Below are 26,149 nucleotides of genomic sequence, written 5' to 3' on the forward strand. Positions count from 1 at the left end.
GAATACACATGGATTTAATAGCTCCTGGCGAAGGCCAACTGTTTTGGCAAATTTCATTCCTCTTTTGCCTTCTGTATCTAGGATTTTGGGCTTATGCCCTTTTTGACGCCTTAAGTTCTGAATTTAGAGCCGCTCACAGTAAGTTTATGTGGGTGCTTGCTATTCTCTTTGCTCCAGTTATCGGTACATTTCTTTATCTGTCTATGGCTAAAAGTATCAGAAAAGACAGACGTAATTTCAATCCCTCTTTTTCAAAAAAATAATATAACTACTTACTAAATGGCACTTTCTTTTATTCAAAACATGGGCGGCGGCTTTATGATCATCTTTCTTCTTTTTGGAATACTCTATGCTATTCTTTGGGTTTACTGCTTGGTAGATATCCTTCGTTCGGAATTCAAAGATCCCAACATGAAAATTATCTGGATCGTGATTCTCCTATTTGCTCAAGGTATTGGCCCACTTGTTTACTTGGCGATGGGAAAAAGCACCAAAACCACAAATTACTCTTGATATGTTCGGACTTGGGATAATAGGATTGGCTATTTACGCTTTCACGATTTACGACGTGATCATGAGCAATTTTGCCAACCAAAACGACAAATTGATCTGGATTATTATTGTAGTGTTGGTTCCCCTTGTCGGCGCTGTACTTTGGTTTTTGATCGGTAGGGGAAAGAGGATTTAGTACGAGATTTCAATTTTAGCAATACTTTAAAATAGCGACTGAAATCAAATTGTTAAATTATTCGTTCAATTGAAATAAAAGCAAAAATCATGGTAACCGTAATTAAAAAGGGATCAGATAAGAAAGAGGTAGAGAAAGCACTATCCAAAGCTAAAAGCAAGAAAAACTTCGATGCTCACAAATACTGTGGAAGCCTTACATTAAAGAAGGACCCATTAGCCATTCAAAAGGTGATGAGAAATGAATGGGAATAGCTTACTTCTTGACACCAATATTATCCTTTATTTGTTAGCAGGCAATCAGACTGTTGCTGATTTTTTGAACAACAAAACAGTGTTTGTTTCATTTGTAACTGAATTAGAATTACTGGGGTATGATGGCTTAGAATCTGAAGGAAAGCTGATTGTTGAAAATTTACTGGAAGATTCTACCATCATTGACATCAATTCAGAGATAAAGAAGGTTGTGATTGAATTACGAAAAGCCCACAAAATCAAGTTGCCCGATGCAATAATTGCAGCTACAGCCTTTTACTTAAATATCCCTTTGATGACTTCAGATAAACGCCTTTCGAAACTCAAGGAATTGAACATCTTGCTTTTTGAAAAATGAGGTGTTTTTTAAGTGACTATTAACAATTCATGAAGTCAATTCACACACTTGGGATTTAATAATATAGTGTTATTAGATTTTGTGTTAATAACTAAATAATGGGTCTACAATTTCTACATAATGACTAGATGAAGTAAGATTAGAACAATTTGTGGCCGATTTAAACGAACAAGTTGGTTTAAATTATAATGTTGTTAAAGAAATATTTAAAGACATACCAGTAAAAGGTTCTGTGATTTCAATTTCAGAAAAAGAAAAATTAAATCCTGAAGAATTTATAAAACGCCTTTTCCAATCAGAAAATAATGAGTTATTGCCTATAAAAGATTTTTTACCAGTGCAAGGAATAGCTCAAGTTATTGTTGCTAAAGAAAGTATTATTCCATATTTCTCTAAAGTCGATAAATCAATTAGAGAAATGATTAAAAAATTGGAGAGCTGACAATTAGCCTATTCTTTTTTGGAGGCAATGCGAATATACCTTACTGAAGAAGACAAGTTTTACAATGTAACATTCCCTCTCCCATAAATCTCCTTCAAAGCCCCATTTAGCTCTGGACATTCAAAGTCAAATCCTGCTTTTTGTATTTTTTGTGAGGAAACTCGATTGCCTCCTAGCACTATCGCTGCCATTTCCCCTAGGATTAATCTTAGCACAAAGCCTGGCACTCCAATTCCCAGATATGGTTTCCCCTTGGCTTTTGCAGCAGCTTGAGTCAATTGCTGATTGGTCGCAGGATTAGGACCTACAGAATTGTAAACTCCCTGAAGTGTCGTTTTTTCCAAGGCAAAGACAAACATTCTCGCAAGATCCTCAATTGCAATCCAACTCATCCACTGATCTCCTTTTCCCAAAGGTGCAGCTACAGGCGGCTTCATCATTTCGCCAAGCGCTCCACCATTTGCATCCAGTACTATGCCTATTCTCAGCATTACCGTGCGTAGATGTAGCTCTTCCATTTTCTTCACTTCATTTTCCCATGCGACCACCACCTCAGCTAAAAAGTCTGATCCTGCTTTATGTGTTTCATCCATCAGGGACGTGCCTGTACTAAACCCGTAATATCCCACGGCCGAGGCAGATATAAATGAATTCGGTTTTTCCGTAGCTTTATCTACGGCATCATAGAGCAGTCTGGTACTCTGAATACGGGAATCCAAAATCAATTTCTTTCGCTCATCTGTCCACCGCTTCTCAGCAACTCCAGCTCCAGCCAGATGAATGATAGCATCTGCCCATTCCATCGCTTCGGGATCTATAGTTTGTTTTTCTATATCCCACAGAAAAGATTTTTGCTTTTGCTGTGATCTACTAAGCCAAACCACTGCATATCCCTTCAATTCCAGCAGCTGGGTAATTTTGTGGCCAATAAGACCAGAACCTCCGGAAATAAGAATATTTTTCATCTGTATATATATTGATTTTTAATGGTCAGATGGAATCTCGCATAATTGTAATCATCCCAGTGTGTGGTGAATACGACATGCTCGATTTCATAATTGGGTGATTTGTATTTAGATAACCCGATAACCTACAAATAAGTTGGCCTTCTCTGAATGATATAAGGTTATATATGCCTCATTAAATTCAATATCTATTCCTAATTTGGGCTAACTATTTGAAAAACCTAGTTTGAACAGCGCTTCTATTTTTCGATACATACTACTTTGGATCGTTTTAGGCCTCTTAGTTGGCTTACTTTCTGGCGCTGCATCTGCCATTTTTCTTATTACTTTGAATTGGGCTACAGATTATCGCGAGTCGCACCTTTGGATCATCGCATTACTGCCCATTGCAGGTTTCGTGATCGGCTGGAGTTACTACCGCTATGGAGAAAATTCGGTGAAAGGAAACAATCTTTTACTCGAGGAACTATACCGAACAGAAAAGCCAATTCCTCTCAGAATGACTCCATTGGTCCTATTTGGGACGATTTTGACACATTTATTTGGTGGATCAGCAGGACGTGAAGGTACAGCTGTGCAAATGGGCGGTTCCCTAGCAGATCAGCTTACCAAGTATTTTCGTCTGCATCCCGAGGATCGTAGGATCATCTTAATTGCCGGAGTTGCCGGTGGATTTGCTTCTGTATTTGGAACACCGCTGGCAGGAGCAATTTTTGCGCTTGAATGGATGCTACATCGAAAATTTCGATGGAAATCGCTGTTTCCAGCCCTTTGGACAGCTTTAGTCGCCAATTGGGTCTGTGCGTCGCTTTTTGGCGTAGGACATACGCATTATTTGGTAGATCTCGTACCTCCACATACTTTGGTCAACCTAATTTGGATCATTCCTGCTGGAATTGCCTTTGGGTTATCAGGGAGATTATTTGCCCAAAGCACTCATTTTTTTTCTCATCAATTTTCCAAGCACATCACTTACCCTCCACTTCGTCCGGTCATAGGCGGACTGTTGATTGCGGCATTTGTATACATTTCGGACAGTACGACTTATATAGGATTAGGCGTTCCGAGGATAGTTGAAGCATTCGAAACACCGCTTCCCTGGTACGATTGGTTGGCAAAAACAGGTCTGACCAGCTTCACTTTAGGAGCTGGATTCAAAGGAGGAGAAGTGACACCTCTATTCTTTACTGGCGCGACCCTGGGCAACGCACTCGCTACCTGGATCCCGCTTCCACTTGCTTTGCTGGCAGGAATGGGTTTTGTAGGAGTCTTTTCTGGCGCCACCAATACGCCCATGGCTTGCACCGTGATGGGGATGGAACTGTTTGGATACGAATCTGGAATATTTTTGGGTATTGCCTGCCTGATAGCGTATCTTTTCAGCGGGAGATCTAGCATTTATTCTTCACAAAATGTGGATAAAAAATTCCACTTATATCCTGCAGAAGGGATATTTACCTTTTCGCGAAAAAAATCAAAAAAGAATGATTGATATTGCTTTAAAGCCTATATCCAGCCCATGAAACTTAAGCTGAAAATCTTTACCAACCCTGATCGCAATATCATCTTTTTGAAAAAGGTGATAAAGGTGCAGGAAAAAGTAGTTCAGGTTAGCAGTATTCTCGCCTTTGGAATATTACTTTTTCACTTGGGCTATTCTATTGATCCTCAAGATCAAGTCGCTACTTCTACACTATTCAACATTTCACTAATCTTAATTGGAATAGGATACTTTGTTAAAGTATTATTAGTAGAAAAATCCATAATACCTGCCAGAGTAATTCTCGAATTGCTCCTTTCAATTATTCTAATCCTAACTGCCTTAATTCGTTGGAATGTGCTGGGAGATGAAATGACCCAACTGGTTTTAGACTTCACAGCGCATTATCACCTCATAAATGGATTAGTGATTGTTCTGTTCTTTATAGAGCTAAGCAAATTCAGCCTTACTGTAAATGAGCTAAAACTCAGTCCCTCACTGGTATTTATACTGTCTTTTGTCTTATTGATACTTGTTGGTGCTGGACTTTTGAGCCTTCCAGAAGCCACTTCAAGAGATATTAGTTTTATAGATGCACTTTTTACATCCACCTCGGCCGTATGTGTCACTGGATTGATTGTATTAGATACTGCCAAAGATTTTACCTTTTTCGGTCAGGTAGTCATTATGATTTTGTTCCAAATTGGCGGACTTGGAATCATGGTTTTCACGAGTTTCTTTGGCTTCTTTTTCAAGGGAAGTTATTCTATAGAAAACAGACTTTTCATTCGTGATTACATTAATGAAAACAATGTAAATGAGATTTATACCACCTTATTTAAGATCATCTCTTTTACCGTTTTAGTGGAAGGCCTTTGTGCAGTTATGATTTATCATTTTACAGATGCCGCGGAATTTTCAGGTAAGGGAGATCAATTGTTCTTCGCTCTTTTCCATGCTATTTCAGCTTTTTGTAATGCAGGCTTTTCCACGCTCAGCAATGGATTGTACCAAGAGGGTTTCCGAGAAGCTTACAATATGCATTTAGTGATTGCTTTGGCAATTGTGTTGGGAGGAATCGGGTTTCCAGTTGTTTTGAACTACTATTCCTACCTGAAGCATCTAGTAGTCGGCTATGTAAAAAGTGTATTAGGAATAGAGAAATACCGACATACCCCACGCGTTTCCAGCGTCAATACACGATTAGTAGTCTATACAACAGGAATTCTTCTGGCAGTTGGAATGGTCGTATATGCCATATCCGAGCAAGATGCTACCCTGAAAGGTCTGAGTACCTATGGCAAATTTGTCACCACAGTTTTTGGCGCAGTGACTCCACGAACAGCCGGTTTCAACACAGTCGATATGCGGGAATTAGCTGTTCCCACGATTTTAGTCTATCTCTTTCTGATGTGGATCGGTGCATCTCCAGGCTCTACAGGCGGAGGGCTAAAGACCAGTACTTTTGCAGTGGCGATGCTCAACACATTTAGTATTGCTTCGGGTAAAACCAGAGTGGAAGTATTCAGAAGACAAATTACCAATGAAACACTTAAAAAAGCTTTTGCGGTAATTTCCCTTTCGGTATTGGTAATGGGGTTTGGTGTCTTTTTACTTATGATTTTTGACCCCAAATTACCCATGATAGATGTTGCTTTCGAGGTGTTCAGTGCATTTTCAACCGTGGGACTTACACTGGGGATCACTCCTCAATTAAGCACAGGCAGCAAACTGGTATTGATGGCTATCATGCTCATAGGAAGAGTAGGGACACTGACTATTTTAGTGGCGATCGTCCGAAAAATCGGTGAGCAGCGGTACAAGTACCCTGAGGAAACCGTCTTTATAACTTAATTTTAAACGCATGAAATGAGTACGATTGAAAATTATCAACCGTGCGAATTCCTCCCGATATCGGGATGATCATTATAAATCAGCTACATATTTATGAAATATATAATCGTAGGCATAGGCAATTTTGGGGGATATCTGGCAAAGCGCCTGACAAATCTTGGACACGAGGTAATCGGCATAGATTCTAACGAAAGCAAGATAGAATCTATCAAGGATAGCATCACCCATTCCATCGTAATGGACGCTACAGACCAGGCTGCTGTTAAAAATCTTCCTTTGAAAGATACTGATATCGTAATCATTGCGATAGGGGAAGATGTCGGATCATCTATCATGAGTACTGCTATTTTCAAGCAGCTAAAATCAAAGCGCATAATCGCGAGAGCAATTAATGACCTTCATGAAACGGTCATTCAGGCTATCGGTGTAGACGAAATCATCCATCCCGAAGAAGAAACGGCTGATCGTTTAGCCAAGCGTCTTGAAATGAAAGGCGTTCTGGATTCCTTAGAGATCTCAGATGAATATAATATTGTGGAAGTGAAAGTACCCAAACGCTATGTAGATATGACCGTAGCCAAGGCTGACATTAGAAAAGAATATTATCTCAATATTCTCACTATTATAAGAATAGAGCAAAAGAAGAATCTCCTAGGTATTAATACGCCGCACAAAAATGTGATTGGTGTTGTTACCCCTGACTATAAATTTGCACATGAAGATATTTTGTTGCTTTTTGGAAAAATCAAAAACATACAGGATTTCTTGAACCTAGGAGATTAGAACAGTTTTTCTCCGCAGTTTTTGCAGTAATTATCCGTCAAAGGAAGCGGACTAAATCTGCATTTTGGGCAACTGTTATCTCCCAGCGCCTTTTCATCTTTTCTCTTTTGCGAAGCCATCTCAGAAGATACAATCCCGGTAGGCACAGCGATAATTGCATAGCCAAGGAGCATGATAAGTGAAGAAAGTAACTGTCCCAAAGGAGTCACTGGGTAGATATCACCAAAACCCACGGTAGTCAAGGTCACGATAGCCCAATACATACCGATAGGAATACTGGTAAATCCATGCTCTGGACCTTCAATAATAAACATGCATGTCCCCATTATCAAGACTATCGTCACCACAAAACCTATAAATATCAAAATCTTATGAGAACTGGCTCTTAGGGATTTGGTCAGATATTCTGCCTCAGCCACATAACGACCAAGCTTCAAAATTCGGATCACGCGCAAGAGACGTAAAGCTCTCACCACAGTAAGCAGTTGAGAATTGACCACAAAGAAGCTTAAATAGGAAGGTAATATTGCCAGCAAATCGACCATACCAAAAAAACTGAAAATGTAGCCACTAGGTTTTCTAGATAGCCAAACCCTCAACAAATATTCAATGGTAAATAGAACGGTAAATACCCATTCAAGAATTAGGAAAATCTCCCCGTACTGTGCTCTCAGACTGGCAACTGAATCTAAAATTGCCACGAAAATACTTCCAAAAATCATAAACAAGAGTACGATATCGAAAGTCTTCGAAGCCCAATCATCGGATTCAAATACTATATGAGCTAGTCGCTTTTTGGAGATTGCCATGAGGAAATTTAGAAAAATTTATAAGCCTAAACCAACCCTAGTCCAAGTAATATACCCGTTTCACCCGAGTACTGATATTAGTCAGCAATTCATAAGGAATGGTGCCAATCTGATCTGCCAGTTCTTTCAATGAGATTTTCTCGCCATAAATGATGGCTTCATCTCCTGCCTTCACTTCCATTCCGCTGACATCCACCATGCACATATCCATGCATACATTTCCGATGATGGAAGCCTTTTGCCCATTGATCAGTACATAGCCTTTTCCATTACTGAATCTGCGGTCGTAGCCATCAGCATAACCGATGGCAAGCGTGGCAATTTTGCCACCTGTAGCCAAAACACCTTTTCTAGAATAACCTATTGTCTCACCAGCTTCAAGTTCTTTTACTTGAGAAATAGTTGTTTTCAATGTACTGATTGCTCGGAGAGCCAAGTCATGCTTTCCTGTCACTTCTACGCCATAAAGACCAATTCCCAATCTAACCATGTCAAATTGAAATTCCGGAAAAGCTACTATTCCAGCAGAATTAAGCGCATGAACAAGAGGTTTGTAGGAAAGAATATCGATTACTTCATTCTTCATTTCTTCGAAATCCTTCAGCTGACTAAGAGAAAATTCTCTATGAATATCCTCATCAGCTCCAACCAAGTGAGTGTATATGGAAGCAATTTCCAATTGTGGGTTTGATTGTATTAAGCTCTTCAAACCGTCCAACTGCTTTCTCTCAAAACCCAACCTGTGCATTCCTGTGTCCATATCGAGATGGATTCTCATGGATGTATGATGAACAGTACACCAAGAAGCAAGGCTCTCAAAAAACTCCGGGCTGAAAACTACTGGCTCCAGATCAAACTCACTGCAGAGACCAAAGGATTCCTGCATGGCATTGAGCACCATTATTGGAAGCTTGATTCCTTGTTTGCGCAAAGCAACTCCCTCGTCTGAAAAAGCGACACCCAAGTAGTTCGCGCCCATCGTCTGGATTTGGTTGGCGATCTCTAGTGCTCCTCCACCGTAGGCAAAAGCCTTCACCATCACCATCACTTTGGTTTTTGGTGAAATCAGTTTTTTATAGAAATTGTAATTGTGTGTAAGCGCATTGAGATTGATTTCTAGCGTGGTTCCATGGATTCTCTGCTGAAGTCTATTGACCACTTCTTCAAACCCAAAAACCCGAGCGCCAGTGATCAAGATCATATCATTTGCGAAAGTCTCAGGATCAAGATTGTTCAAAAGCTCTTCCGTAGAACTGAAGCCTTTGAAAGCATTTGGAAATTCTTTCTCCAAAAAGAAAATCTCCTTGCCCACACCAAACAGCAGATCAAACTGATATTTCTTGATCAGCTCCGCCACTTCTTCGTAGATTTTATCGGGTGAACCTTGCTGAAGCAAATCCGACAAAATCAGAATCTTTCGACGTTTAGGTCTTTGCTGATGCATAAAATCCAGCGCGACTTTCAGCCCCGCCAAATCATTATTATAAGTATCATCGATCAATAGAGAGTCGTTGATACCCGGCTTCAGCGTAAGTCGCATATCTACAGACTTCAGATGAATGATTCCTTCTTGGATGGACTCTGCACTTTGCCCCAAGGTCATCGCCGCTACGATCACATGAGTAATGTTTTCCAATGAAGCCACATCTGTAAACGGCACCTGAAAAGTATGCGTGCTGAGATCTGATTTCATCAGAATTATTCGAGCTGCATTCCCTTTTACTTTCACTGATCTGGTAAATTCAGCTCCAGCTCGATCGGACCAACCTACGAGCTTATCCGTCGGAAAAAGAGCCTCTATTCGCTCAGAAACTTGCTTTTGATCTGTGCAGTAAATCAAGAAATTCGAATCCAAAAAAAGCGAAAGCTTCTCATTGAGCTTAGAATCCAAACTTTCAAACCCCTCTTGATGTGCTGTTCCGAGATTTGTGAATATTCCCAGATTCGGTTTGATCATTTCTTCCAAAGCGGCCATTTCGCCAGCCTTAGATATCCCGGCTTCCAGAATTGCTACTTGGTGGTAGCCCTCAATACCAAAGATCGAAAGAGGAACACCTACTTGGGAATTATAACTTTTCGGGCTTTTGGCCACAGCGTATTTCTGTCCCAAAATCTGCCCTAGCCATTCCTTAACGATAGTTTTACCATTACTCCCCGCTATGCTGACAACAGGATTTGTGAACAGGGATCGCTGAAATTGAGCTAAAAGCTGTAAGGCTCTCCGAGTATCTGAGACCTTGATAAAACAGAGATCCGGAAAGCTAAGCTCATCAAAATCATTATGCACCAAAAACGTCTTTACTCCCAATGCTGCTACCTGAGAAATAAAATCAGCGCCATCCGCTTTGGCTCCTTTCAGCGCTACAAATAGTGTTTTATCAGGATGAAGAATTTGTCTCGAATCAATGGCAATTTGAGAAATCAGCTGCTCACTATCTTGATGGATAATGCTTCCCTCTACGATTTCCGTAATTTGTTTTTGACTAATTTCCTGAAACATCTTGCTTCGCGCTTTTTTTCTTTTTCTTGAAAAACACCTGTTTAATCCATCTAGGAAGGAAAAATGCTCCCAAAATCAAATATGGATAGTAGGAAAGTAACCTCCATAAAATACTCGTGACAAATGTATAATTGGTCAAGAACTCTGTGAAGAACTGGCCAAAGAAAAATTCCGCGGTTCCGCTGCTACCTGGAGTCGGTGAGATCATCATCACAATCCACATGATCACTTGTCGAGCGAATACAATAACATGCTCGTAGGCAGCCAATGGCACAAATGCAGAAATAAGAGCATTCAGCATCAGATATCTTGAGCTCCAAATGAAGATCGTCGCTACGATAATTGGCAACCAATAATTCCATTTTTTTCCAGAAAGCTCTTTGGAAGCTGTAATAATCTGGTCTCCATATTCCTGAGCATCGTGCTTCCATTTCCGCAGCCATTTGATAGAAAAAATCTTAATGAGCACCCATTTAAAGACCCTAGGTTTATAAAATAAAGCTGCTGCCATCACCAAACTGTAGGATGCATAGAGAGAATATGAAATCCAGAAAATGGCTTCCATACTATTCTCAAGGTGCATCTCCAGTAGTTTGTTTGCAGGGAAAATATTCCCTTTTGCAAAAAATAGAATAATAGGAGCGCCGATCACAAAGAAAAGGTTGTCCAAAATCGCAGTTACCATCACGTATGCAATTGCTCTTCCGAATTTTATCCCTTCTTTATTCAAAATAAAAATAGCCACTGCCGTACCTCCTACTACCGAGGGTGTGACTGCAGACGCAAACTCCCAAAGAATAATAACGTAAATAGACCGCTTCCAGGTTAAGTGTCGGTCTGTGATCTCCCTTATTCTGTAAACATATCCTGCATCTCGAATTAAAATGACCAAAATTGCTACTACAACCCAAGGGATAGATGCATCAAATATCCCACTTAAAGAATCCTTGTTTACAGAAGGATCAAAGTAAAACATACCGAAAACAATGGCCAAGCCAATAATTACCGGCACCCAAATTTTATTCGGATTGAGTGTTTGAAAGATCTTTTTGTTATCCAATTTCATACGTTAGACAGCAGCTATTGGCTCAGTCTTTTCCACCCAAAAATTATTGAAACCATCACCTATGATGATAGTAACAAGAGAAAGTTGAAGTAATTCTAAGATTGCTAGAAAGGTATAAATCACAAAAATTTTATCGGGTTTGTAGCTGATGAATTCAGCGAATGGTACTTTTTTCTTAAAACTGATTTTCTCCAAGACGAAGTCTTTTTGCTGGGCAATAGTATAAGGATACTGAATCACGGTGTGTTTTGTTTCATCCACACGTGAAGCCATTTTGGCCATGGTCCGCTGGAAGACTTTCAGCAGTTTGTATAAATCCATATCCTGCATTTCAGCATCTACATCATCCACTTTGCTAAGCGCTTTCAATTCCGCTTCGATATTTCCACGCTTTTGCTTGGACAACTCTTCCCCTTCCATAGTGGAAAGTTCTTCTATAACAGACTTGTATTTTTTGTATTCGAGCAGGTTTCTGATCAATTCCTCTCTAGGATCTATTTCTTCTCCCGCCTCATTCAGATCTGGTCTAGGCAGCAACATTCTCGATTTAATCTTCATCAGCGTAGCCGCAAAGAGGATAAAATCACTGGCAACTTCCATCTCCATCTCCTCCATATGATGCACATAATCGAGGAAATCATGAGTAATCTTCGAAATAGGAATGTCATAAATATCCAGTTCATCCCGCTCGATGAAGAAGAGCATCAGGTCAAATGGACCTTCAAAGAGTGGTAATTTGATTTCGAAACTCAAAGGATATTTAAATTAATGGTTAATTTTGCCACCTTGTAGCCAAAGATATTCAATTAAGCTAAATTAATTGGAAACGGCAGGAGAAAGAGGCAATCGCCTTTACACTGAATTTACTAGATTGGAAAAACAAAGAAGCACATTTATTGTTATTCTAATTTGACCACATTACCGTTGTAAAATGCTTATTGAACCAGGAGAATTATTAGCTCAAATTAATAGCCCCGCAGACCTTAAAAAATTTCCTAAGGAAAAACTGGTTCAAATCTGTGATGAACTTAGACAGTTCATCGTGGATAATGTTTCCGTTTACGGCGGTCACTTTGGTGCTAGCCTAGGTGTAGTAGAGCTCACAGTTGCCCTTCATTATGTATTGAATACTCCCGACGATCAATTGGTTTGGGATGTAGGGCATCAGGCTTACGGTCACAAAATCCTTACTGAAAGAAGAACACGTTTTCATACCAACCGTCTTTACGGAGGTCTGTCTGGTTTCCCAAAAAGAAAAGAAAGCATCTATGATACATTCGGAGTAGGTCACTCCAGTACCTCTATTTCCGCAGCATTGGGAATGGCTGTGGCGTCAAAATATAAAGGTCTTTCACAAAAACAGCACGTAGCTGTGATAGGAGATGGATCCATGACGGGCGGAATGGCCTTCGAAGCCATGAATCATGCAGGAGTCAGCAACACCAATTTGCTAATTATTCTGAATGACAATTGCATGTCCATCGATCCAAATGTGGGGGCGCTGAAAGATTACCTTACAGACATAACCACTTCCAAAACCTATAATAAGGCTAAAGATGAAGTGTGGAAGATATTAGGCAAACTTAGCAAGTTTGGAACTAGTGCTCAGGATGTGATTTCCAAAGTAGAAGGTGGAATCAAATCAGCTTTACTGAATCAAAGCAATCTTTTCGAATCATTAAATCTTCGATATTTCGGACCAGTAGATGGTCACGACGTCAATCATTTGGCAGAAGTGCTGAAAGATCTCAAAGATATTCCTGGACCAAAAATCCTTCATTGTGTCACTATGAAAGGTAAAGGATACGCTCCAGCAGAAAACGGAAATCAAACGACTTGGCATGCACCAGGAACTTTTGATAAGGTAACTGGGGAAATATATAAAACTACACCTAGCACTCCACAAGCGCCAAAGTATCAGGATGTCTTTGGACACACCTTGGTGGAACTGGCTGAGCTAGATGATAGAATCATGGGTGTAACTCCGGCCATGCCGTCTGGATCGTCCATGAATATTATGATGAAAGCAATGCCAGACCGTGCTTTTGACGTAGGAATTGCAGAGCAGCATGCAGTGACTTTTTCAGCTGGATTGGCTACACAAGGACTCGTTCCTTTCTGTAATATCTATTCTACGTTTATGCAGCGTGCTTACGATCAGGTGTTACATGACGTATGTATCCAAAATCTCCCGGTAGTTCTTTGCTTGGATAGAGCAGGTTTTGCGGGTGCTGATGGACCTACGCATCATGGCGCTTATGATATTGCTTTCTTCAGATGCATTCCAAATTTGGTCGTTTCGGCTCCAATGAATGAGGAAGAACTTCGAAATATGATGTATTCTGCTTCGATTCATAATGGACCATATTCTATTCGATACCCACGCGGAAAAGGTGTGATGCCAGAGTGGAAAACTCCATTTGAGCAAATTCCTGTAGGTCAAGGAAGAATCGTAAAAGAAGGCGAAGAGATCGCCATCCTAACGATTGGACACATCGGAAACTATGCTGTAGAAGCCTGCGAAAAACTTGAAAAAGAGGGTTTAAATCCTGCTCAGTACGACATGCGATTCGTGAAGCCTCTAGACGGGGAATTACTTCATGAGATTTTTGGCAAATTCAAAAAGGTAATCACTGTAGAAGATGGGTGCCTTATGGGTGGCTTTGGGTCGGCAGTGATCGAGTGGATGATGGATAATGGATATCAAGCCCAAGTGAAGCGTCTAGGCATCCCAGATCATATCATTGAGCATGGAGAGCAGATCGAACTACATCGTGAATGCGGTTTTGATCCAGAAGGAATAGCCGAAGCCGTGAGAAATATGGCTGAGGTATCCAAAACAGTCTAAACAATGTCTTCTATTCATTTTTTTGAAAAAGGCCAAGGTCAGCCTGTGATTCTTATCCATGGATTCTGCGAAATCTCTGAGATGTGGAGAGAGTTTGCAGAGGCACTTTCCTCTAATTTCAGAGTGATTTGCCCTGATCTCCCTGGTTGTGGAAAATCACCTTTGACACTTACCCATGCAAGTTTGGAAGAAGTTGCGGTTGTGTTGGAAGATTGGATAGAAGAAGAAAACATCCAAGATCCCATCGTCATCGGACATTCTTTGGGAGGGTATGTGACTTTAGCCCTGCTAGAACTAATGGGCTCAAAGCTAAAAGCAATTGGGCTTTTTCATTCTACTGCCTTTGCCGATGATGAAGAGAAAAAGGGCATGCGTGATCGAACAGTCATTTTTCTGAAAAAACACAGAGTAGATACCTTCGTCACCTCATTTGTGCCTCCACTTATCCCTGAGCACAAAAGAGATGATTTTCAAGCTGAAATTGCAGTAGCTATAGCTCAAGCAAAGCAATCCACTTTGGAAGGATTAATTGCCTATACCAAAGCGATGCGTGATAGAAAGGATCGTTTTGAGGTGTTAAGGAATTTCACTGGGTCAAAACTCATGATCGCCGGTACGCTAGACGGAGCTGTCAAAATCGATGCTAGTCGCAAACACAAACTAGCTGTCTCGGAATATCACGAACTTGATGGTGTCGGCCATCTAGGAATGATCGAGCAAAAAAATGAGTGTATTGAGATTCTGAGAGGGTTTTGTGGGAACTTCACTAAAGGGTAAATAGATTTGATTTGGCTTAAATAGCCAATTTAAATTGGTTAGAAGATTTACCGATACTATAGAATTCAAAGTCTTAAAAGAGAGTATAGCAATATGTCGCCGGCCTCGACTTCGCTCGGCCACCGGCAGTTCTTAAGAAAGGGAGGGGGAGGAAAAGCGTGGCTCCGCCACGCTTTTCCTCCCCCTCCCTGTATAACTTAGCTTTCGGTTGGTGAGCTTGTCGAACCAATCGAACTCCCTTTACTTAGCTCTTTCAGTTTTTGAAAATCTCTACTTATTAATGCTTCTTTCTTTGCGCGAGACCATTTTTTAATCTGAATTTCTCTTTCAAATGCTTCATCAATCCTATCAAACTCCTCAAAGTACGCTAGCTTAACTGGTAAATGCTTTCGCGTAAAATTAGAACCTTCGCCGAGCTGATGCTCTTGCATTCTTAACTCAAGATTTTTTGTGCTCCCCGTATAATATGATCCATTTCCACAAATCAATATGTACATGAACGCTTCCATTAGTCATCGATTAGAGTTTTCATTTAAAACTAAATAGTTGATAAAAAATCACAACTTACTCCCAAGCACCCCCATCAACTTTTCCAAATACTCCTGATCTACCCCATCAAAATCATCCAATTGATCGGAATCCACATCGAGCACCATAGCGACTAATCCACCTTTGAAGACGGGAACTACGATCTCTGACTTGGAAGCCGAGCTGCAAGCGATATGTCCTGGAAAAGCATCCACATCTGGAACAAGAACTGTTTTCCCTTCTTGCCATGCGGTACCACACACCCCTTTTCCCATAGAAATCCTCGTACAGGCGATCGGTCCCTGAAATGGCCCCAATACTAACTGATTCTCTTTGGCCAGGTAAAAACCAACCCAAAAGAAGTCAAATGCTTCTTTCAGCGCTGCAGAGATATTGGCCAGATTCGCGTAAAGATCTGGCTCACCAGTAATCAAGGCTTCGATCTGTGGTAAAATCGCTTCGTATTTTTCAGCTTTTGTCGCCGACTCGGGAATGTATAGACTATCAGACATGATGATATATTCTTAAGGTATCTTCCAAGATCTCTATGGTCTCGGAAACTGGGGCAGGTGGAATAGGAGCTGCTATTCCACTACCAAATTTATTACTGCTTGTAAACACACGGGCTTCGTCCCAAAGTTCGGAATCCAAAAACTTATTCAATAAATAACTACCCCCTTCGATAATTACGCTTTGAATATTCCGCTTATGAAGGTCTCCCAAAATATCCTGAACCTGAAATCCTGAGTTCAACTTCACAAACTCTAAAGTTCCTATCTCTTCAGATTTCTGCGTATTGTAGCAAATCGTAGGAACAGCCTCATCAAAAAGTTTTAGCGTATTTGGAAGCTCTAACCTACTATCAATTACTAGTCTGAGTGGATTTTTGCCAACCCAATCTCTAACATTCAGAGCTGGATCATCATATTTGGCGGTATTTTTCCCTACCATAATCGCATCCTCTTCTGCTCTCCATTTATGCACAATTCTGCGACTGGAAGCATTTGTAATCCATTTGGAAGAGTAATCTTCCCTAGCCACAAAACCATCTTGAGTCTGTGCCCATTTCAAAATCACATAGGGCCGTTTCTTCTCTATTTGAGTGAAGAAGCGCTTGTTTTGAATACGAGCTTCTTTCTCCAAAACTCCTGTTTCAACTTCAATTCCTGCATCTTTTAAAATCTGAATTCCCTTTCCCCCCACCAAAGGATTGGAATCAAAAGCAGCAATAATGACTTTCTTCACCTTATTCTCTACCAATAGATTAGCACAAGGAGGCGTTTTTCCATAATGCGCACAAGGCTCCAATGTCACATATACAGTGGAATCGGTTAGTAAGTCAGGGTTTTTTACTGAGTTTATTGCGTTTACTTCAGCGTGCGCTTTGCCATATTCCTGATGGTAGCCTTCTCCTATTACTCTGTCTTCATGCACGATCACGCAACCCACCATAGGGTTTGGACTTACTTTCCCCCGGCCAAATTCCGCCAGTTCAAGTGCTCTTTGCATGTAGCGTTCATCAGAGATCATCAAGGCTTCTTTTTAAAAGTAAATTGCTTGAGTACACTGTCCTTTTTCACATCCACGTCTATAGAAAAAGTCGTGTCTTGATAGAGTTCGTCTTTTGGATCGAAGTAGAGGGTATACTTTCCCTCCTGAACCTTAAAGATAAATTTCCCTGAAGTATTTGTATGAGTAGAAATTGTATCCTTTCCATCAGATAAGTAAATCGCTGGGTAAAGAGTTGTTGGTTTCAATGTCCCGCTCAATTTAGCTGTTCCAGTTCCTATGCCTAGAGTAAAAAATGGATCCAATTCGTAGGTAAGAGGCGATTCTGAAGTTTGAACAATTGACTTTTCAAGATCTAAATCCAGGTAGACGTCATAGGAATAACCTTGTTCAATATCAATCGCTGTGGATAATGGTATTTTGTTATTAGAGGGATCTGATAACCCCAAAACATACTTTTTCTCTTTCAAAAACATGGAGTGATTATCTCCCAGTATAATGGTGGCATTGATAATTTGACCAATTGGAAGCTCACTTCTACCGATAAGTAACTCATTATCGCCAACCAATTCACTCACCTTTATTCGCTTATCTCCGGACTTATATTCGAAGAAAAAAATCTGACTTTGAGACTCTCTACCCTCCACCAAAACTTCTATATCTACGCCTTTGATCTCTACAAAAACAGAATCCCATTTTGCGGGACTATCTACCAAAATCAGGTTGAGTAGTGCTCGGGGACTAGAATCAGGATCTTCACAGGAAGCGAAGAATAGCACACAGACAATAGGGAAGAGATAAAAGTGCAGTTTTTTCACAGAGCAAATTTAGGTCAAATCTATTGAATACAGCGATTCAAGAGAATGTAGATAAAAAAAAGACCAGCCGAAGCTGGTCTTTATATCTTATTTCGCGGTCAACACTACCGGTGGTACACTGGTAATCTTACCTTCTTCAACTACAACTCCTTCTTTAACGGTAATATTATACAAATCATTTGGGGTAAATGTTAGTGTATAAACACCATCATCTAGGCCTGTAATTTTATAATTACCATTTGCATCGGTAAATGTATTCATTGTATCATCTCCTTTTTGGGCTGTTACCTGAACTGGCTGCCCTTCGATAGGAAGAACTTGTCCCATAATTCCAGCAGAAATTTCATCCAAATATGCTCTCAAAACAGGTTTAAGTATGATTTGTCCAGAATTACCTGCCTCTACAATAGACTTAGCTGCATCAAAATCGATGATCAAATTATAAGACATTCCACCATGGATATCCTCGTCCACCTTAATTTTCAATCCGCTTTGTTGAGCACTTGGAGTTTTCATTTCAAAACGTTCACCGTTTTTGATCACATAATTATTTTCTCCAAGAATCATTCTGATCTGATCTATTTGCCCTTCAGGAAAATCTTCTGTACCTAATAATTCACTATTTCCTCCTGTCAAGTCCAACAGATTAATAGGTTGACTTTCGTCATAGACTATTTCTACCCAAGATGACTCATCATTATCGTCATTCAAATCATCATCGGCCCCATCTTCATCCACCTTTACGCGTAAAGACAACACTTCAATCCAGACTTCATCGTAGGAAGCTGGAGCATCTACTAGGTAAAAATTAACGCGGGCAGATCCACCACTTGGAGTATCATCATCGGAGGAACAAGCCAATGCAAAAAAAGCAAGGCCAGCCATCAAGAGATAAGAAAATATATTTTTCATGTTAGTTGTGATTGGTTTAGAGATAAGGTTTGCCAATCACCGTGCCAAGTCAAAAATGATAAATAGTAAAGTAATGTGTAAGGAGCTTCCTATTTTTGGGGATGATGAAATGGGAGCGCCTTTTATCCCGAGGCAGATTTGGAGATAGCCCGGGATTTATACCAACACAAGTGGTTCGAAGTGAGTTTGAAGTGGATTATGACAGGATCATTTTTTCGGCTCCCTTTCGAAACCTTCAGGATAAAACTCAAGTATTCCCTTTGCCTGAGCAGGCATTCGTGCATACCAGACTGACTCACAGTCTTGAGGTCTCCAGCGTAGGAAGATCTCTGGGAAAAGCTGCAGGTGAAATGCTCTTGGAAAAGTACCCTCAACTGAATAAAACGGCTATTTCACCATTTGAAATCGGTGCAATTGTGGCTGCTGCTGCGTTGACTCACGACATTGGAAATCCACCTTTTGGCCATGCTGGAGAAGAGGCTATTTCGGACTTTTTCAAATTTCACCCTGCAGGAAAATGCTGGGAATCTCACGTTCGCACGGAGCAACTAGCAGATCTCTGCAATTTTGAGGGGAATGCGCAAGGCTTCAGAATGCTTGTTTCAAAGCAATTTGGGCTGAAACTTACGTATGCGACTTTGGCTGCCTTTACCAAATACCCTCGACCTAGCATGATTGCGCAACGGGATATTGCCCGTAGAAGTCAGAAGAAATACGGCTTCTTCATCAATCAAATGGCAGATTTTGAGCAAATGGGCGCTGTGTTAGGAATGGAGAAATCCAGTCCTGAATGCTGGTATCGACATCCATTGGCATTTTTGGTAGAAGCTGCAGATGATATTTGCTATAGCATCATCGATCTGGAAGATGGCTGCACGCTGGGTTTGGTAAGCTTTGAAGAAACTGTGAAACTTCTAGCCCCGATTTTGAAGGACAAGTTTGATCCCAAAAAACTGAAGGAACCTAGAACGGTAGCGCAAAATCTTGGCGCTTTACGTGCCTTAGCAATTGGGGAGTTAATCAGCGAATGTGTAGACGTATTTGCCAAATATGAGGAAAGTATGTGCAAGGGGAATTTTGATAAAGCATTGACTGATATCATTCCTTCAGCCAAAGCACTTCAAAAAATTACCGAAGTTTCCGTAAAAAAAATCTATCGCTCTCAAATCGTTTTGGAAAAAGAAGCTGCCGGATTTCAAGTATTAGAAGGTTTATTGGAAGTTTTCTCCAAAGCGCTCTATCACCAATTTTACGATCCGGAAAATTTCTCCGGTCAAGACAAAAGTATACTTCGCCTTTTGCCTGAAGACTTTCCTATGAAAGGATGGGGAGCCGAGGTCAATCCTTATCCTTTACTTCGGTCATTAGTGGATTTCATTTCTGGAATGACAGACAAATATGCACTGAACCTTTATCGTAGAGTGAAGGGAATTTCTTTCCCAGGTTCTTAAATTACAGAAGTACTACGGCTAGTCTTCCTGAATGGAAAGTTCAGTCGCAGATTGAAAAAGGCACCACGGCTTAAATCTTGTTATTATTTAGACTTAAAGGGCTAAACAATACGTATCTAAAGCCTGTCTGTAATCGATATATTTCAGGCAAACTCACCTATTCGCTTAATAAAACCCATTTATGAAAAAGACACTGATCATCATTCTAGGTGTATTTATATTTTTGATAGCTGCGGCCGTTGCTGTCCCATTTATCTTTAAAGACAAAATCGCTGCCCGAATTGACCGGGAAATTGCCCAATCTGTGAATGCTAAAGTCATTTATGACATTGACAATGTGAGCTTAAGCCTTTTCCGAAGATTCCCGAATGTTTCTGCCAGAATCAAGGATTTTGATATAGTAGGAAATGCGCCATTTGAAAATGACACCCTAGTTTCTCTTCGGGAACTTGCTATTGATTTCAATCTTAGATCTGTACTTTTCGATGACTACCCAACCTTAACTGGAGTGCATTTGAACGGTGGGAATGTTTACATCAAAGTGCTGGAAGATGGAACAGCCAATTATGACATTACTTTTCCTTCGGAAGAGTCATCTGCAGAATCTACCGAAAGCAATTTCAAAATAGGAGTGGACGAGATGGAAATCAGCAATCTCAATTTGGTATATGACGATAGACAACTAGATTATTTCATGGCTTTGGGCGGAATCAATGCAAAAGGATCCGGCGATTTCACAGCCGATGTCTATGATCTACCACTTGAATTGGAAGCTCTTATTGCAGACATTACTTATGAGGACATCAGCTACCTTTCCAACAAAACTTTAAAAGGAGAAACGCTTCTGAATATTGATTTGGAGAAAATGAAATTCACGCTGGGAGAAAGCAATTTCCGGTTAAATGATTTACTTTTTGGATTGAGTGGCTATCTCGCCATGCCAGGTGATGATATTGAAATGGATTTTGCCATTGAAGGCAAGGACAATGAGTTCAAAAGCATTTTGTCTTTGGTTCCAGGTATTTACTCTGAGAGTTTTTCCAGTTTAAAAACTTCGGGAACCATGGATTTCAACGGAACAATCAAGGGAATTTACAATGATGTAAAGATTCCATCTTTTGATATCTCGCTGAAAGTAGCTGACGGCATGTTCCAATACCCAGACTTGCCAAGACCTGTGAAAAACGTAAATCTTGACCTTCAAGTCAAAAACGAAACGGACAACATCGATAATACTTCCATCTCAATTCCTACGTTCAACCTAGATTTTGGCAGCAATCCTATTTCCGGAAAATTGTATCTATCCGATCTGGTTAGCTATACCATTGATGCAGCTCTGAAGGGCAAACTAGACTTGGAAGAACTGACTTCTATTTTCCCAATAGAGGGCATTGCTTTGAAGGGAAATCTGGATGTGGATGCTACCGCAAAAGGTAAATATGATTCTGTTGCAGGTATAATCCCTGCGATCAATGCAAAACTGCTTTTGGCTAATGGTTATGTGAAAAGTGCGGATTATCCTGCACCAATCGAGAAACTTAACGTGAACGCTTCAGTCCAAAATCCTAGTGGAAGTATGAAGGATTTTCTGGTTGACCTGAGTCGTTTTGGTTTTGAACTGGAAGGAGAAGCAATCAACGGAAACATGAAAATCCGAGATTTCGACAAGTTGATCTGGGATGGAGAGATTATAGGCGGAGTTGATCTTAAGAAAATTCTGGCCATTTTCCCCATGGATGACATGAATATGGAAGGCCGGATTCAAGCAGATATCAATACAAAAGGTTCTTATGCTGCTGTGGAAGCCAAGAAGTATAATCAATTGGAAACTCGCGGATCGATGGATATCAGCAATTTCAAATATTCTTCAACGGATGTTCCACAAGGAGTTCAGATTGCTAAGGCAAAAGCAGAATTCACTCCAGAGCGCATTAATCTCACCGAATTCGATTCTAAAATCGGTGAAAGTCCACTTCAAGCTACAGGCTCACTTTCCAATTACATGGATTATTTCTTGGGTGAAAATGGCACCTTGAAAGGACAATTGACCATGAACAGCAGCAAGTTTAATGTGAATGAATGGATGAGTGAAGATGCATCCTCCGACACGACAAGCGCTAAGCTTTCGGTGATTGAACTTCCAAAGAACATTGATTTCAACATGACTGTGGCAGCCAATGAAGTGCTCTATGATAATATGAGTCTCAAAGATGTGAAAGGAAATATGTCATTGAAGGATGGCGTTCTGACCTTCTCAGATGCTACTATGAAAACTATGGGCGGCACTATTGGTTTGGCAGGTAACTACGACCCAAGAGACCTCACCGCTCCTGCATTTAATTTCAACTTGAACATTGCTGAACTCAGTATTGCTGAAGCATTCAAGTCTTTCAATACAATAAAGGCTTTTGCTCCAATTGCTCAAAACCTGACTGGAAAATTCAATTCCAACCTAAATTTCTCAGGAAAACTCGGACAAGATATGATGCCTTTATTGTCCAGTCTGGATGGAAAAGGATTGCTGAAAGTGGCCGAAACAGCCTTGAAAGACAGTAAAATCCTAGAAGGAATCACCAGTCTTACTAAACTAAAGGATGTCAATACACTACAGATGAAAAACATTTCCATCCCAATCACCATTGAAAATGGAGTAATGGATGTGAAGCCATTTGATGTGAAGCTTTGGGATTATCAAGCGACAGTGCAGGGAACTGCAGGTTTTGATGGCTCAATAAACTACTTAGTTAACATGCTGATTCCTGCAGGCAAGTTTGGTGCTCAGGCAAATTCTCTGCTTTCCAGCATCACAGGAACTGCAATGGATGAGAACACCACGATTCCAATAGCCCTAAATCTTTCCGGAACATATAACTCGCCAAAAATATCCCTGGCAGGCGGTAACAGCATAGAGTCTTTGCTGACAAATGCCCTTAAAGCACGAGTTAGCGGAGAGGCTGCAGGCCTACAAACAAAAGCAACAGAGCAATTTAATGCAGCACAAGACAGCGTAAAGCAAGTGCTCAAAGCGAAATCAGCCGTAGCTCAAGATAGTGCCAAAAAGGAACTTGAAAAACAGGTGGATGTAGCCAAGGACAAAGCTGTCGACGAAGCGAAGAAGCTGTTGAAAGGCTTTTTCCCGAAAAGTACTCCTCCCGCAAAACCAGATACTACGACTGTGAAAAAGGATTAAACTTGGTGCGCCCTTGATTATGGTTAGTCAGGCTGAGCGAAGTCAAAAACACTAATATATAATCTTCGACTTCGCTCAGTTTGACACACCATCTATTTCTCAATCAAACGAAAGTTCTCAATTTTCTTCCCTTCCAGTTGATTTTGCCATCGATCCAAAACAGGCTGCTCTAAGTGAGCTTCTCTGTATTCGTCGGGATTCATGATGGGAATTCCTTTTATGATTGGATAAAGACGGGTACATGTGGCACAGGTGAGCCAGCCTTCGATGATATTCTCTTTCTCATCCTTGAGGATTATTTTCAATTCCAGGTCTTGCTTATCAAAAGGACAGCAGAGTTTTTCTATAGTATCTAATTTCATGTGTTTATGATTGTTTGTAAGCGGTCACATGGAATCTCGCATGGTAAATAATCATTCCATCGTTTGACAGTTTGGTCATGCTCGATTTCATTTTTTTAGGTCAGTTAGTAATTGTTGGTACTGAGAAATGGCCATGCCAGGATCAGAAGCGCTCATCACACCAGATACAACAGCGATGCCATCAAAATCTAAAGATTGAAGCTTTGAGATGCTTTCAGTAGAGATTCCTCCAGCTAGGAAAATTGGGATTGACGTATGTTGTCTTGTATTTCTAACTGTTTCAAACTCCACCAAATCACAACTATTGGCTGTGGAAGACGGAAACATAGAACAGAAAGAGAGGTAGTCAACATCTGCAAAAATGGCTTTCTGAATCAATTCAAAGTCATTATTTACAGTGATCCCAATGATTTTTCCCTGCTGCTTTAGCTGTGGAATTGATGATAAATGTTCACCAGTTAACTCGTCAAAATGCACTCCATCCAATCCAAACAGTTCGGCCCATTCAGGATGATTATTCATTAGAATAGGAATTCCTGAGCGGCTACAGATCATTTTAATTTTACAGATCAATGATGCCACTTGATCGTGGGATTGAAAATTGTCCCAAATCTGTAGCGCACATGGCTTCGCCGAAACCGCTTTTTCCAATGATTCTAAAAGCTGGTTTTCTTCCATAGAAGGGTCAATCACCAGGTATATTCCGGAGTTAATTTTCGTTTGTTTCATCATTGCCATCCAGCTTTTAGTGCATTAAAATAAGCTGCCCAATAGGGATCAGTTTCCTGATAGACTAGGGGAGAGGTAGTCCCGGACTTTTGGATTTGAATACCAGATATACTTTCATTCACTCTTCCAACTTCAGTGCATAGAATCCTTTCTTCAGCAAGTCTCTCGATCACCTCTTCAGATTTTTTGGGATCGTAAGCAATGATCATGGATCCCGCACCCACACAGTAGCGGGGATCGAGCCCAAACAATCCTGCAATGGCAGCCGCTGTGTTTCCAATCGGAAGTAACTCATCCACGATTAATCCTCCTTTATCAGAGGCTACGAGCATTTCATAAATAGCTCCTAAAACTCCGCCTTCAGTCACATCATGCATTGCATGAATCCCAGGGAATTTCTCCTCCGTTCCAGCTGCCACTAGCGCATCCTTGAGCGAGGAGGTCTGGTAAAATTGCTCACAAGCTGATTGGTAAACTTCTGTACCAAGTTTTTTTGTAATTGTTTCTGGAAAACTCATTCCCAAAATCGCTGTTGCGGTCAATGCGCAGGACTTCGTCACCAAAATCACGTCACCTTGACGAGCTCCTGTAGCGCAAATCATATCCGATTCTCTTGCAATCGTGATCAAAGTACCGCCTCCGACAAAAGTCGAGTTTTGTCCCTGTACAAATCCCGTATGGCCACCTGTGATTGCAATACCTATTTCTTTGCAATAGCTATCAATATGACCCCAATAAGTGCTGAAATCTGTATTAGAAAGCGTTTCGGGCAGATTCAGCACAAACTGTCCGTATTGCGGAGCAAAGCCGGTAGTAGCCATATCGTTTGCCATCAGGTGTACACTGAGCCAGGCTGACTCCTGCAGGCCCAAAGAGGGAATCAGGGAAAGAGGATCGCTGGTAGCCGCCATCGCCAAACCTCCGGGAAGTGAGGTAATCGATACGTCCACTCCAAAAGCTGGCCCTTGCCTCACCTCTTTTCGTGAAGTGCCCAGTCTTCCAGCCAGCAAATTCTGGTAGCCTTCATGATTGATTTTGCCCAAATCAGACATCAATCGACATCATTAAATTTAACGTATAAACCGAAAAAGTCTCCATAGGGAACACTCCATTGCTGGACAGGAAACCATTTTGGCAGACCAGTGCATGACCACTCAATGGTGTAGTCTCTGCCTTCCAAAGCTTCTTCAATGATCTTAATGAGCATGGCTGGAGTGTAAAAAGTAGCGGTGACATAGAAAGGGTTTTTACCAAAAACCTGCTGAACTCTTCGTCGAAGCACCTTCGGGGAATTCCGATTCATCATTCCCATTGCAATGCCGTACTTGGCCACGCGGGCAGATTCCCGAATCACTTTCACCGGATCTTTGTAATACTCAAACGTAGTGATGAAAGCCAGTGAGTCAAACGTATGATCCTTAAATGGCATGTGGTGCGAATCCGCCATGACCAAGTCGCCATCAAACAAATGAACAGCTTGGGAAAGCATCAATGGAGAAATGTCACCTCCGGTTGCTTTGATGCCGATTTCTTTCCACCAACGCGTAAAACGAGTCGTGCCACAGCCAAATTCTAAGAGAGTTTTTACACGTTTGTCTTTGGACACCAGCTGTTCCATGACTTTCTTTTGCCAGACTTCAGCACGCTTGTAGCGCCCTTCATACCAAAGCTCATAAGTGTCGGTGTGTGCACGATTGAAAAACCATTCAGGTCGATTTTGCCAGTTTTTCTGCTCTTCAGGCAGTAATTCGAAATTCTTTTTCTCTAGTTCCATAGGGGATTTTAGGTTGCAAAAATGTTAACTGCATTTCCTGCGGTCAGACAAC

General features: G+C 40.9%; 27 protein-coding genes. 13 read left to right on the forward strand and 14 right to left on the reverse strand.

Annotation, left to right across the window (positions count from 1 at the left end):
• Positions 1 to 8: 8 nt before the first annotated feature.
• The 6 genes from ESV85_RS02915 (at position 9) to ESV85_RS02935 (ending at position 1,742) form a co-directional block, all read left to right on the forward strand.
• The gene (locus tag ESV85_RS02915) at positions 9 to 263 is read left to right on the forward strand and encodes a PLDc N-terminal domain-containing protein (RefSeq protein WP_146914735.1); all 255 of its coding nucleotides are present in this window, start codon (positions 9 to 11) and stop codon (positions 261 to 263) included.
• 16 nt (positions 264 to 279) lie between these two features.
• Positions 280 to 513 carry a PLDc N-terminal domain-containing protein gene (locus ESV85_RS02920; protein WP_223275888.1) on the forward strand — a complete coding sequence of 78 codons (234 nt, stop codon included), beginning with the start codon at positions 280 to 282 and terminating at the stop codon, positions 511 to 513.
• Between the two features lies 1 nt (position 514).
• Complete coding sequence (locus tag ESV85_RS02925) at positions 515 to 688, forward strand: PLDc N-terminal domain-containing protein (protein WP_146914736.1); 174 nt, start codon at positions 515 to 517, stop codon at positions 686 to 688.
• A gap of 89 nt (positions 689 to 777) precedes the next feature.
• Positions 778 to 942, forward strand: a complete 165-nt coding sequence (locus ESV85_RS22180) for a hypothetical protein (RefSeq protein ID WP_191321887.1) — start codon at positions 778 to 780, stop codon at positions 940 to 942.
• Entirely contained in the window at positions 929 to 1,300 is a 372-nt protein-coding gene (locus ESV85_RS02930; RefSeq protein WP_146914737.1) for a type II toxin-antitoxin system VapC family toxin, read from the forward strand. Before ESV85_RS22180 ends, ESV85_RS02930 begins: the two co-directional genes overlap by 14 nt.
• 151 nt (positions 1,301 to 1,451) lie before the next feature.
• Positions 1,452 to 1,742: a hypothetical protein gene (locus tag ESV85_RS02935; protein ID WP_146914738.1), complete on the forward strand. Its 291-nt coding sequence runs from the start codon at positions 1,452 to 1,454 to the stop codon at positions 1,740 to 1,742.
• Positions 1,743 to 1,801: 59 nt separating this feature from the next.
• On the opposite strand, the gene ESV85_RS02940 is transcribed toward ESV85_RS02935, so the two are convergent.
• Complete coding sequence (locus ESV85_RS02940; protein WP_146914739.1) at positions 1,802 to 2,707, reverse strand: TIGR01777 family oxidoreductase; 906 nt, start codon at positions 2,705 to 2,707, stop codon at positions 1,802 to 1,804.
• A 226-nt stretch (positions 2,708 to 2,933) separates the two neighbouring features.
• On the opposite strand from ESV85_RS02940, the gene ESV85_RS02945 reads away from it, so the two are divergent.
• From ESV85_RS02945 to ESV85_RS02955, 3 genes are all read left to right on the forward strand, one after another.
• Positions 2,934 to 4,199: a voltage-gated chloride channel family protein gene (locus ESV85_RS02945; protein WP_146914740.1), complete on the forward strand. Its 1,266-nt coding sequence runs from the start codon at positions 2,934 to 2,936 to the stop codon at positions 4,197 to 4,199.
• 27 nt (positions 4,200 to 4,226) lie between these two features.
• Positions 4,227 to 6,041, forward strand: a complete 1,815-nt coding sequence (locus ESV85_RS02950) for a TrkH family potassium uptake protein (RefSeq protein WP_146914741.1) — start codon at positions 4,227 to 4,229, stop codon at positions 6,039 to 6,041.
• A gap of 93 nt (positions 6,042 to 6,134) precedes the next feature.
• Positions 6,135 to 6,824 (forward strand): potassium channel family protein, encoded by a 690-nt coding sequence (locus ESV85_RS02955; protein WP_146914742.1) that lies wholly within the window; start codon positions 6,135 to 6,137, stop codon positions 6,822 to 6,824.
• Here the strand turns inward: ESV85_RS02955 and ESV85_RS02960 are convergent.
• From ESV85_RS02960 to ESV85_RS02975, 4 genes are read right to left on the reverse strand one after another with little or no spacing between them, the layout of a single operon-like run.
• A complete protein-coding gene (locus tag ESV85_RS02960; RefSeq protein ID WP_146914743.1) occupies positions 6,821 to 7,633 on the reverse strand; it encodes an ion transporter in 813 nt (270 codons plus the stop codon). The genes ESV85_RS02955 and ESV85_RS02960 overlap by 4 nt on opposite strands.
• A 37-nt stretch (positions 7,634 to 7,670) precedes the next feature.
• Positions 7,671 to 10,133: a bifunctional UDP-N-acetylmuramoyl-tripeptide:D-alanyl-D-alanine ligase/alanine racemase gene (locus ESV85_RS02965; protein WP_146914744.1), complete on the reverse strand. Its 2,463-nt coding sequence runs from the start codon at positions 10,131 to 10,133 to the stop codon at positions 7,671 to 7,673.
• On the reverse strand, positions 10,117 to 11,199 hold the full coding sequence (locus tag ESV85_RS02970; protein ID WP_146914745.1) for a YbhN family protein: 1,083 nt from the start codon (positions 11,197 to 11,199) through the stop codon (positions 10,117 to 10,119). The genes ESV85_RS02965 and ESV85_RS02970 overlap by 17 nt, the downstream gene beginning before the upstream one ends.
• A 3-nt stretch (positions 11,200 to 11,202) precedes the next feature.
• A complete protein-coding gene (locus ESV85_RS02975; protein ID WP_146914746.1) occupies positions 11,203 to 11,952 on the reverse strand; it encodes a segregation and condensation protein A in 750 nt (249 codons plus the stop codon).
• 178 nt (positions 11,953 to 12,130) lie between these two features.
• On the opposite strand from ESV85_RS02975, the gene dxs reads away from it, so the two are divergent.
• Positions 12,131 to 14,047 (forward strand): 1-deoxy-D-xylulose-5-phosphate synthase, encoded by a 1,917-nt coding sequence (gene dxs, locus ESV85_RS02980; protein WP_146914747.1) that lies wholly within the window; start codon positions 12,131 to 12,133, stop codon positions 14,045 to 14,047.
• Positions 14,048 to 14,050: 3 nt separating this feature from the next.
• A complete protein-coding gene (locus ESV85_RS02985) occupies positions 14,051 to 14,824 on the forward strand; it encodes an alpha/beta fold hydrolase (protein ID WP_146914748.1) in 774 nt (257 codons plus the stop codon).
• A 197-nt stretch (positions 14,825 to 15,021) separates the two neighbouring features.
• On the opposite strand, the gene ESV85_RS02990 is transcribed toward ESV85_RS02985, so the two are convergent.
• The 5 genes from ESV85_RS02990 to ESV85_RS03010 form a co-directional block, all read right to left on the reverse strand.
• Positions 15,022 to 15,333, reverse strand: a complete 312-nt coding sequence (locus tag ESV85_RS02990) for a GIY-YIG nuclease family protein (protein WP_146914749.1) — start codon at positions 15,331 to 15,333, stop codon at positions 15,022 to 15,024.
• Between the two features lie 48 nt (positions 15,334 to 15,381).
• A complete protein-coding gene (locus tag ESV85_RS02995; protein ID WP_146914750.1) occupies positions 15,382 to 15,864 on the reverse strand; it encodes a GAF domain-containing protein in 483 nt (160 codons plus the stop codon).
• Positions 15,857 to 16,882: a bifunctional diaminohydroxyphosphoribosylaminopyrimidine deaminase/5-amino-6-(5-phosphoribosylamino)uracil reductase RibD gene (gene ribD / locus ESV85_RS03000; protein WP_146914751.1), complete on the reverse strand. Its 1,026-nt coding sequence runs from the start codon at positions 16,880 to 16,882 to the stop codon at positions 15,857 to 15,859. Before ribD ends, ESV85_RS02995 begins: the two co-directional genes overlap by 8 nt.
• Positions 16,882 to 17,679 (reverse strand): DUF4382 domain-containing protein, encoded by a 798-nt coding sequence (locus ESV85_RS03005; RefSeq protein WP_191321888.1) that lies wholly within the window; start codon positions 17,677 to 17,679, stop codon positions 16,882 to 16,884. Before ESV85_RS03005 ends, ribD begins: the two co-directional genes overlap by 1 nt.
• An 87-nt stretch (positions 17,680 to 17,766) precedes the next feature.
• The gene (locus tag ESV85_RS03010; RefSeq protein WP_146914753.1) at positions 17,767 to 18,591 is read right to left on the reverse strand and encodes a DUF4382 domain-containing protein; all 825 of its coding nucleotides are present in this window, start codon (positions 18,589 to 18,591) and stop codon (positions 17,767 to 17,769) included.
• Between the two features lie 104 nt (positions 18,592 to 18,695).
• Between ESV85_RS03010 and dgt the strand changes: the two genes are divergently transcribed.
• Together dgt and ESV85_RS03020 are read left to right on the forward strand one after the other, a co-directional pair.
• Positions 18,696 to 20,042 (forward strand): dGTP triphosphohydrolase, encoded by a 1,347-nt coding sequence (dgt, locus tag ESV85_RS03015; RefSeq protein WP_146915159.1) that lies wholly within the window; start codon positions 18,696 to 18,698, stop codon positions 20,040 to 20,042.
• 181 nt (positions 20,043 to 20,223) lie between these two features.
• Positions 20,224 to 23,232, forward strand: a complete 3,009-nt coding sequence (locus ESV85_RS03020) for an AsmA-like C-terminal region-containing protein (RefSeq protein WP_146914754.1) — start codon at positions 20,224 to 20,226, stop codon at positions 23,230 to 23,232.
• A 92-nt stretch (positions 23,233 to 23,324) separates the two neighbouring features.
• On the opposite strand, the gene ESV85_RS03025 is transcribed toward ESV85_RS03020, so the two are convergent.
• The 4 genes from ESV85_RS03025 to ESV85_RS03040 all read right to left on the reverse strand — a co-directional run bounded on the left by ESV85_RS03025 (position 23,325) and on the right by ESV85_RS03040 (position 26,097).
• Positions 23,325 to 23,594, reverse strand: a complete 270-nt coding sequence (locus ESV85_RS03025) for a Trm112 family protein (protein WP_146914755.1) — start codon at positions 23,592 to 23,594, stop codon at positions 23,325 to 23,327.
• An 87-nt stretch (positions 23,595 to 23,681) separates the two neighbouring features.
• On the reverse strand, positions 23,682 to 24,326 hold the full coding sequence (locus ESV85_RS03030) for a thiamine phosphate synthase (protein WP_191321889.1): 645 nt from the start codon (positions 24,324 to 24,326) through the stop codon (positions 23,682 to 23,684).
• Positions 24,323 to 25,375 (reverse strand): AIR synthase-related protein, encoded by a 1,053-nt coding sequence (locus ESV85_RS03035; RefSeq protein WP_146914757.1) that lies wholly within the window; start codon positions 25,373 to 25,375, stop codon positions 24,323 to 24,325. Before ESV85_RS03035 ends, ESV85_RS03030 begins: the two co-directional genes overlap by 4 nt.
• A complete protein-coding gene (locus tag ESV85_RS03040) occupies positions 25,375 to 26,097 on the reverse strand; it encodes a class I SAM-dependent methyltransferase (RefSeq protein WP_146914758.1) in 723 nt (240 codons plus the stop codon). The genes ESV85_RS03035 and ESV85_RS03040 overlap by 1 nt, the downstream gene beginning before the upstream one ends.
• Positions 26,098 to 26,149 lie beyond the last annotated feature (52 nt).

Origin of the sequence: Algoriphagus aquimarinus, assembly GCF_007997215.1 — a bacterium.
GTDB lineage: Bacteria > Bacteroidota > Bacteroidia > Cytophagales > Cyclobacteriaceae > Algoriphagus > Algoriphagus aquimarinus_A.